At 60.5% G+C, this 6,403-nt stretch carries 4 protein-coding genes; 1 reads left to right on the top strand and 3 read right to left on the bottom strand.

Features of this window, described 5'->3' with window-relative positions; translation table 11 throughout:
• Window positions 1-30 precede the first annotated feature (30 nt).
• Window positions 31-777 carry a succinate dehydrogenase/fumarate reductase iron-sulfur subunit gene (locus HUU60_12810; protein ID NUL83577.1) on the bottom strand — a complete coding sequence of 249 codons (747 nt, stop codon included), beginning with the start codon at window positions 775-777 and terminating at the stop codon, window positions 31-33.
• Between the two features lie 90 nt (window positions 778-867).
• Here HUU60_12810 and HUU60_12805 point away from each other — a divergent pair, with 90 nt between their 5' ends.
• Window positions 868-3,039 (top strand): Gfo/Idh/MocA family oxidoreductase, encoded by a 2,172-nt coding sequence (locus tag HUU60_12805; protein NUL83576.1) that lies wholly within the window; start codon window positions 868-870, stop codon window positions 3,037-3,039.
• 379 nt (window positions 3,040-3,418) lie between these two features.
• Here the strand turns inward: HUU60_12805 and pyk are convergent, their stop codons facing one another.
• Window positions 3,419-4,828 (bottom strand): pyruvate kinase, encoded by a 1,410-nt coding sequence (pyk, locus tag HUU60_12800; protein ID NUL83575.1) that lies wholly within the window; start codon window positions 4,826-4,828, stop codon window positions 3,419-3,421.
• A 5-nt stretch (window positions 4,829-4,833) separates the two neighbouring features.
• Complete coding sequence (eno, locus tag HUU60_12795; GenBank protein NUL83574.1) at window positions 4,834-6,120, bottom strand: phosphopyruvate hydratase; 1,287 nt, start codon at window positions 6,118-6,120, stop codon at window positions 4,834-4,836.
• Between the last annotated feature and the right edge of the window lie 283 nt (window positions 6,121-6,403).

The raw sequence follows: 6,403 nt of genomic DNA, 5'->3' as shown, positions 1-6,403 counted from the left end.
GCTTCGGCTGCGAGGAGTGAGGGGCGCTCTTTATTTCGCCAGCTTCAACGCCCGCAGGGCTCGCTTGACCGGATCGTAGTATCGATCCGCAACGCGCTCTTTCAGCGGGATAATCGCGTTGTCGGTGATCTTAATATGCTCGGGACAGACCACCGTGCAACACTTGCCAATGTTGCAATATCCCAGACTGTCCCGTTCTTTCAGATCGGCCAAGCGATCCTCGGTGTCCAACGGATGCATCTCCAGCGCCGCCGTATGAACGAACAGCCGCGGGCCGATAAACTCCTCATGCTTGCCGTGCTCTCTCAGCACATGGCAGACGTTTTGACAAAGGAAGCACTCGATGCACTTGCGAAACTCCTGCGCGCGCTCAATGTCTCGCTGATCCATCCGCCAGGTGCCGTCCTCGGCGTCCGGCGAGCGCGGCTTAAACGGCTTGACCTTTTTCTTAGCCTCGAAATTGAAGGAGACGTCGGTAACCAAGTCTTTGATCACAGGAAAGGCGTGCATCGGTTCGATGGTGATCGGCTGGTCGGTAGGCACGCTGTCCATCCGACACATGCACATAAGTCGGGGCTTGCCGTTGATCTCCGCCGAACAGCTGCCGCACTTGCCCGCCTTGCAGTTCCATCGAACGCCTAAATCGTTCGCTTGGTTCGCTTGAATCTGCAGAACCGCGTCCAAAACGACCATCCCATCCTCGACATCGGTCTTATAATCGCGATAATCGCCGCCCTCGTTCGTTCCGCGCCAGATCCTGAACGTTGCTTCTGCCATTTGCGCCTCCTGCCCCCATATCGTACCCGAACCCGGTAAGCCTAAGCCGCCCGACCGCCGAGTATAATCCTGTAACCCCCGGAGGAACGAATGAAACAGGTTTTGCAGAATTATAAGACGGGCGAAGTGAAGGTGGAGGAGGTTCCGCCTCCCAGTCTGCGCAGCGGAGCGGTGCTGACGGCGGTCCGACGCTCCTTGATCAGCGCGGGCACGGAGCGGATGAAGGTCGAAACGGGCAAAATGAGCATGATCGGTAAGGCCCGATCTCGCCCGGACCTGGTTAAGAAAGTTCTCAAGACGATACAGACCGAAGGGGTTGCGAACACCTATCGAAAGGTAATGGCGCGGCTCGATTCGCCCACGCCATTGGGATACAGTTTGGCAGGCGAAGCGATCGAGGTCGGGTCGGACGTGCCCGAGTTTGCCAAGGGCGACCGCGTGGCCTGCGCGGGAGCCGAGCATGCCCACCATGCCGAGATCGTCTGCGTGCCGCACAACTTGGTCGTGCCGATCCCTGAAAATGTAGACGATGACGACGCGGCCTACACCACGGTCGGCGCCATTGCTCTTCAAGGCGTGCGCCAGGCAGACGTGCAGTTGGGCGATAACGTTGTGGTCATTGGTCTAGGCTTGCTGGGCTTGGTGGTCGTGCAGTTATTGAAGGCGTCAGGCGCGAGGGTCTTCGGCATCGATGTCAATCCGGGGCGGATTGAATTGGCCAAGCAGCTGGGCGCCGACATGGCGGCGCTGCGCAGCGAGGACATTCCGGCTATGGTGGAGGCCTTCACCCGCGGAGCCGGCGCCGACGTGGTGATGTTGACGGCGGGCGGCGGACAGAACAACGACCCGATCGAGCTGGCCGGGGAGATTACTCGGGATCGAGGCAAGGTCGTGGTGGTCGGACTGCTCAAAATGGACGTGCCCCAGCGCGTCTATTACGAGAAGGAAATCCAAGTGCTTCTGTCCCGATCTTACGGTCCGGGTCGGTACGATCCGGTTTACGAAGAGATGGGCATCGACTATCCGATAGGCTACGTGCGCTGGACGGAGCGCGAGAACATGCGGGAGTTCCTTCGTTTGCTCAGCCTGGGCCAGGTAAACGTCAAGCCGTTGACCACGCACCGCTTCACCATTGAGAACGCGACGGAAGCTTACGAACTGCTAGCGGGCGAGCAAGCCGGCAGCGTGATCGGCGCTCTGTTAGAGTACTCCGGCGCGCCTGCGCGCACTGCTCGGATCGCCAACCCAAAGGCTAAGGACGTTGCGCCCCAGGCCAAAGTCAAACTGGGCGTGATCGGCGCGGGCAACTTCGCAACCGGCACGCTGCTGCCCATTCTTCAGGGCATCGACAGCGTCGAACTAGTCGGCGTCTGCACCACTCGCGGACAGACCGCCAAAGCCGCCATGGACAAGTTCGGCTTCAAGTTCGCCACCAGCGACGCGACCGAACTGATCGACAGCAGCGACGTGAACGCGCTTCTGATCGCCACGCGCCACAATTCGCACGCCGACTTCGCTGTCCGTGCGATGCGGGCGGGCAAACCGGCCTTTCTCGAAAAGCCCCTAGCGCTGACCGCCGGGCAGGTCGCCGACGTGCACCAAGCCTGGCAAGAGACGGGCGGCCGCGTGCTGGTCGGCTATAACCGGCGCTTCTCCCCATTCGTTAGGCGGATGCGAGAGTTCTTTGTCAACCGCTCCACGCCGATGAGCCTGATCTATCGCGTGAACGCCGGTCCGTTAGAGCGCAACCACTGGATGCGCGCGACGGACGAGGGCGGATCGCGGGTGATCAGCGAAGGCTGCCACTTTATCGACGTGATGATCTCGCTGTGCGGCGCCGACCCGGTGCGCGTCAGCGGTCGGCAGATGTCCAGCCATGAGCCAGACACCGCGCAGATTCTAATCGAGTTTGCCGATGGCTCTATCGGCACGCTCTACTACCTGACGACCGGCGACACCGCCGTGGCCAAGGAGTATCTGGAGGCGCATTGCGAAGGCAAGAGCGCGATCTTGAGCGACTTCCGCAAGCTCGAACTGGTGTCGGGCAGCAAGAAGGAAAGCCTGACCTCGGCACAGGACAAGGGTCACAAGAATGAGCTGAAGCACTGGGCAGAGGCGATCGTCAAAGGCGAGCCTTTCGAAATCTCGATGCAAAGCGCGATCATGAACACCTTGGCGACCATCTATGGCATGGAGTCGGCGATAACGGGCGAGTTCTATACATTAGGGATCGAATCGGCCGCGCTCAAACAGGCTGGTTAAAACCCTGGCAGGACGGTCTGTTAGGCGGCCCGTAGTGATAGTGGCGACGTGCTGTCCGAGCAACTCTTCGCCGCCCTTCCTGCACGTCCTAAGTAGAGGTCCGACCCCAGATTCGTACTCAAAATTGTGCTACATTTTGAAAAAATCCCGTTCGGCAAACGAGCTGGCCAAAGTCCCAGGACAGAAACTCCTTTAAGGCTTAGTGTCCGGAAATTCGGGCGGAGCTTTGGCGGCCTCTTGCAACATCTCGGCGACCGCCTCCACATCAATACAGCCGGATGCGGAGGCATGGGAATCGTCGGCCAGGCGGAAGCCTGGCGTTCCGAACGAAAGGGATTTTTTTCGACTTGTAGCACAAAATCGAGTACGAATCGAGCCTTTATTCGACCGGTTGGACTTGGATCAGATTGGTCTTGCCAGCCTCGTTGACCGGTACGCCTGCCGTGATCGTAACCTTGTCGCCGGGCTTCACCAGCTTGGCTCGCAGCGCCGCCTCGATTGCCACGGCGGTCATCTCGTCCGTGTTCGCCACGCTAGGCACCACCAAAGGCTGTACCCCCCAAACCAGCGCCAGCCGCCGCGCCGTCTCCGGCCGGTTCGTGATCGCCACAATGGGCGGTTTGGGGCGAAACTTGCTGACCCATCGTGCCGTGCCGCCGGTCGTCGTCGCGCTCAATATGGCCGCCGCGTGCACCGTGTGAGAAAGCGCGCAGGCCGCGTGCGCCACGGCCTCCGTAACGCTGGCTAAACCGGCCATTTCGGACAATCCGCGGATAAAGTCTAACGACTTCTCGGCCCTTTCGGCGATTTTGGCCATCCATTTCACCGTCTCAGCCGGGCGCTTGCCGATAGCCGTTTCGCCCGACAGCATCACCGCGTCCGTACCGTCCAAAATAGCGTTGGCCACGTCGGTTACCTCGGCACGGGTTGGTCGCGACGCTTCGATCATGCTCTCCAACATTTGCGTCGCGGTGATGACCGGCTTGGCCGTCTTGTTGCAAGCGCGGATGATGCGTTTCTGCACGATCGGCACTTCCTCCAGATCAAGGTGCAGGCCCAAGTCTCCCCGCGCTACCATGATCGCATCGCTGGCGTCGATGATCTTTTCCAGATTGGCAACTGCTTCCTTCTGCTCGATCTTGGCGATGATGGGGATGTCGGCGCCCAGCTGCCGCATCTTCGTGCGCAAAGCATAGACGTCTGCAGCCGACCGAACGAACGAAAGCGCAAGCCAATCGACCCCAGCCTCGATCGCCGCCTCTAGATCCTGCTCGTCCTTCTCCGTCAGGCTGGGCAACGGCAGGTTTCGACCGACCAGCGTAACGCCCCGATGCGACTTAGCGGTTCCCCCCTGCACCACTTTCGCCTCGATCAGAGCCTCGGCAACGGCGGAAATCTTCATCTCCACGCTGCCGTCGTCCAGAATGATCTTGTCGCCGATCTTGGCAGTGGAAAAGACAACTGGCACGGGCAATGGCAGCCGACCATCGCCGCCCACCTCGCCCGGTCGGATCTGGACGGTCTGCCCGGTCTCCAATTCCATCGGTTCGGGCAGTCGGCCCAGGCGAATCTTGGGGCCCGACAGGTCGGCCAAAACTCCGATCGGTCGCCGAACCTTGTCGGAGGCTTGGCGGATCCACTCGATCCATTGGCGCCGAGCCTCCCAATCGCCGTGGGCGCAGTTGATGCGAGCGACATTCATGCCCGACTCGACCAGCGCAAAGATGGCCTCTCGCGATGCCACCGCCGGGCCGAGCGTGCAGACAATCTTGGCTCTGCGCAGCGCCATGAACGTTAAGCGCCGACTCTGAAAACCGACTTGCCCGGATATTGGCCCGTCTCGCCCAGCGTCTCCTCAATCCTCAGAAGTTGGTTGTACTTGGCGGTTCGGTCTACCCGGCACGGCGCGCCGGTCTTAATCTGCCCAGCATTCACGGCCACGGAAAGGTCAGCGATGAAAGTGTCCTCCGTCTCCCCCGAACGGTGCGAGATGACGGTGGTCATCCCGTGGCGCTGGGCTCCTCGAATGCAGTCGAGCGTCTCGGTGAGGGTGCCGATCTGGTTGACCTTGATCAAAATGCTGTTAGCCGCGCCCTCGCGAATGCCTCTCAATAGTCGCCGCGAGTTGGTTACAAAGAGGTCGTCCCCCACCAATTGAACGCGCTTGCCCAGCGCCTGGGTCATCGCCTTCCAACCGTCCCAATCGTCCTCGGCCAAGCCGTCTTCTATCGAGACGATGGGATAGGCCCCGACCAGTTTCGAGTAATAGTCGATCATGCCGTCCGAATCGAGCGTCAGCCCCTCGCGCTCCAGGTGGTATTTGCCGTTGCGATAGAGCTCGGTCGCGGCGGCATCGATGGCGAACAGTACGTCCTCTCCCGGCTCGTAGCCAGCCTTTGTGCAGGCCTCAGAGATCATGTCGAACACTTCCCGGCTGCTTGCCGCTGGCGGCGCGAACCCGCCCTCGTCGCCCACGGTCGTCATATAGCCTTTGGCATGAATGATCTTTTTGAGGCTGTGGTACACCTCGACTCCCATCATCAGGGCATCGGCAAACTGATCGGCGCCGACGGGCGCAATCATGAACTCCTGTATGTCGGCGCCGCCTTCGGCGTGTTTGCCGCCGTTCACAATGTTCATTAAGGGCACTGGCAACGCATACCCGTCCGTGCCGCCCAGATAGCGATAGAGGGGCAGTCCGCAAAAGAGCGCCGCGGCGCGAGCGACCGCCAACGACACGCCCAACATGGCATTGGCTCCCAGTTTGCTCTTGTTGTCGGTGCCGTCTAGGTCTAAGAGCGCCATATCTATGCCGCGCTGATCGACGGCGTCCATGCCTTCCAACTCTGGCGCAATCGTGTCAATGACGTTCGAAACTGCGTTCAACACGCCCTTGCCGCCATACCGGTCTTGCTCGTTGTCTCTCAGTTCGACGGCCTCGTGCGCTCCGGTCGAGGCGCCCGATGGCACCGAGACGCGGCCCATAGAGATGCCGTCGCTCAGCAAGACATCGACTTCGAGAGTGGGGTTTCCGCGCGAATCGAGGATTTCGCGGGCGTTAATGATATCGATCGCGGCCATGTCGCCCTCCGTTAGCGAGGGGGATTATACCTGCCGCGAGGGGCTGGAACCTTCCAATCGAATAGGGCGTCAAACTCTCCAAGGCGCGTGGTGCTTGGAGTCGTCGACGCGCCTTAATCCGCCAGCCTTCGGCTGGCCATCAACGGCCAAAACAGAAACTGCCCGTAGGCGAGGCGGCCCGGGGCAGGGTCATTGCGCGCTGTCCTGGGCATGTTCCGCGCTGCGATGGAGGTAAGCGCCATGAGACTCTTAGCAATAATCTTGTTGGCCGTCGTTCTGCTTG

Source organism: Armatimonadota bacterium, from assembly GCA_013359125.1.
GTDB lineage: Bacteria > Armatimonadota > Fimbriimonadia > Fimbriimonadales > GBS-DC > JABWCR01.
Note: the sequence above shows the minus strand (reverse complement) of the source record. Positions and strands in the feature narration are given on the sequence as shown.

What these genes read in the sequence shown, in the direction of transcription:
- eno (NUL83574.1), bottom strand. Translation starts at nt 6,120, where the DNA reads ATGGCCGCGATCGATATCATTAACGCCCGCGAAATCCTCGATTCGCGC.
- HUU60_12810 (NUL83577.1), bottom strand. Translation starts at nt 777, where the DNA reads ATGGCAGAAGCAACGTTCAGGATCTGGCGCGGAACGAACGAGGGCGGC.
- HUU60_12805 (NUL83576.1), top strand. Translation starts at nt 868, where the DNA reads ATGAAACAGGTTTTGCAGAATTATAAGACGGGCGAAGTGAAGGTGGAG.
- pyk (NUL83575.1), bottom strand. Translation starts at nt 4,828, where the DNA reads ATGGCGCTGCGCAGAGCCAAGATTGTCTGCACGCTCGGCCCGGCGGTG.